This window comes from Streptomyces sp. DvalAA-14 (genome assembly GCF_900091855.1).
Classification (GTDB): Bacteria; Actinomycetota; Actinomycetes; order Streptomycetales; family Streptomycetaceae; genus Actinacidiphila.
Genome location: NZ_FMCH01000041.1, coordinates 1 through 2,713 on the forward strand (window position 1 = coordinate 1; position 2,713 = coordinate 2,713).

General features: G+C 71.7%; 1 protein-coding gene. It reads right to left on the reverse strand.

Annotated features, from left to right (window positions below; translation table 11 throughout):
* Positions 1-2,006, reverse strand: a 2,006-nt coding sequence (locus GA0115240_RS02070) for a sensor histidine kinase (RefSeq protein WP_093734923.1), incomplete at its 3' end; no start/stop codon positions are given.
* Positions 2,007-2,713 lie beyond the last annotated feature (707 nt).

A 2,713-nucleotide genomic window follows, 5' to 3' on the forward strand; every position in this document is an offset into this window, starting at 1 on the left:
GCCGGACTGCTGACCGGCGCCAGGTGCCGGTCCGCGCGGGTGTCGTACGGCGGCACGGCGGTTTCGGCGGCGGGCTCGGTGAGCGCCTGCGGCAGCACGACGACGGCCATCGACCCGCCGTAGGCCGAAGCCCGAAGGGTGGCGGTGATCCCGTGCCGCCGCGCGAGTTGGCCGACGGTGTACAGGCCCATGCGGGGGTCCTCGCCCAGCGAGATGAAGCTGAACTCCTGCGGGTTGTGCAGCAGGTTGTTGGCCGCGGCGTACTCCTGCGCCGTCAGTCCCAGCCCGCGGTCCTCCACCTCGACCGCCACACCCTGCGCCACCTCGACTGCCCGGACGCGCACTTCGGTGTGCGGCGGGGAGAAGGTCACGCCGTTCTCGATCAGTTCGGCGATCAGGTGGATCGTGTCGCCGACCGCGGGGCCGGTCACGGCCACGGGCGGCAGCGGCTCGACGACCACGCGGGTGTAGCCCTCGACCTCGGACACCGCGCTGCGCAGCACGTGCTCCAGCGGAACCGCGTGTTTCCAGCGGCGCCGCGGGGTCGAGCCGGACAGAACGGTCAGGCTCTCGGCGTTGCGCCGCATCCTGGTGGCGAGGTGGTCGACGCGGTAGAGGTCGGACAGGAGTTCCGGATCCTGCTCCTTGCGTTCCATGGCGTCGATCACCGCGAGTTGGCGGTGCACCAGGATCTGGGTGCGGCGGGACATGTTGAGGAACACCAGCCGGGCGCCCTCGCGCTGTTCGGCCTGTTCCAGCGCCAGGCGCACCGCGGTCCGCTGCGCGGTGTTGAAGGCCTCCGCGACCATACCCAACTCGTCACGCCCGTAGTCGAGATGCGGCAGGTCGCTGACATCGGCCCGGCTGCCTTCGGTGCGCAGGCGGGCGATCAGCGCGGGCAGCCGGTCCTGGGCCACCTCCAGGGTGGTGGCGCGCAGGCTGGACATCCGGCCGATGAGCGACCTGGTGATGCGGAAGGACATCATCCCGACCGCGACCACCGCCACCAGGGCCAGCGCGCTGGTCAGCAGCACCCTGACGAGCAGCGCGTGGTTCCTGGCCGGACCGTCCCGGCCGACCTTCGCCAGGTACTGGTTCTCGACACCCCGCACCCCGGCCAACACCCGCCCCGCCACCGCGGCCTGGGACGCCGGGCCGCGGGGGACGTTGATCTTGCCGCCCTCCACCTCGGCCCCCGCCGGGATGTCCGACTCGAACTCGGACATCGCCGCCCAGTCGGGGCTTCCCTCCAACTTCTCCAGCGCGGCGCGCTGCTCCGCGGGAAGGTAGGGGGCCACCTCGTTGGACAGCAGCGAGTCGCGTACCGCTGTCGCGGCGAAGAGGTCGACCCGCTCCTGAGCACTCAACTGCCCCGAGGCGGTGACCCCGTCGAGAATGGCGTCCTCCTGCGACAGTGCCTCGGTCGCGCGCAGGAACGCCAGCGCGTGGCCGGCTTCGGCGGCGGTGGCGGCGTTCGCGTCGTTGGTGCTCAGCGTTCCGATGAGGTTCAGCGACGACGCGACCGCGTCGGAGTAAACGGCGTCGACGCCTGTGCGGGTGGCCTGCCCCGCGTCGACGGCCTTGCGTTCGGCCGTCAGCTCCCCGAGCTGGCTGCGCACCGTCGCCAGCTGGGCACGGAACTGCGCCGAACCGTCCTGGCCGTACGCGGCGTCCGCCTTGCGGAAGTCGGCGAGCAGGACGTCGGTCGTCCGCCGCTGGGCGTCGAGCGCGGTACGGCTGCCGTGCGTGGCGAGCAGCAGGACGGTCAGCCGGCGTTCCTTCTGGAATTCACCGATCGCCGGGGTCAGCGCGTCCGTCGTCTCCGCGGCATGCCCGACATGGGCGGCTTTGAGCCACTGGGTCAGCAGCACCGCCGATCCGCTGGCCCACAGCACGATCAGAGCCGTCGCGGGCACCACCGCGAGCGCCACGAGCGAGGCGGTGATGCTGAGGCCGAAGCGTCTGCCCGGCCCGGTCCGCGCCGTTCTGCCCCCGGCCCCGCTCACCGTGCCCTCCGGCATCCCGTGACGGGGCGAACGGCACAGACGTTTCTGCGGGGTTGGGGCACCGGCGATGTCCTTTCCAGGTCGGCGCGATGTGCGTCGGGCCCGGCGAGGCAGGCGGACGCCCGCCCGGCAGGGCCGGGGATGGGCAGAGAGGTACGGCGGGCGCGCCGGACTGACCCTGCGGAAACACGGCGGGTGGTGGGGTCTCCGCACTAGTCGAGATACGGTATGTAACCGAGATCGCCGACCAAGGTCAAGAGATCTGGCAAGGGCGACAATCCCCAGTTCCGGACGGTGAGTTCACTCTATCCCCGTAATGCACAGGGGTACCGGTTCCGGGTTTCCTCCCGGGGTGCTCTTCGGCGGTGTCCGCGGTGCGGGGGACGGGCCGCAAACCCCCGCGGCGCACCGCGGTCACCGGCGGTCACCAGCGATGACCGCGTCGGGGTCGGGAGGCCGGAACCTCTCCCGCGACGCCCGGCGCACCGAATTGCCGGCCCGGTCGTGATTTCCGGCAGTCGCGAGCAGGGGGTCGCCCCTCTCCGTATCGCGCCGCTCGGGCGGGCCGTTTTCGCCGCCCGAATCCTGGGTCGCTTGCTCCACCACGCAACGGACCCGAGGAGAGCTGTTGTACGGGCCAGGAACATATGCCGAAGCGGGATTCCCGGTCCGCGGTCGCCGGTTCGGCCCTGCTGCCGGGCGCCTGT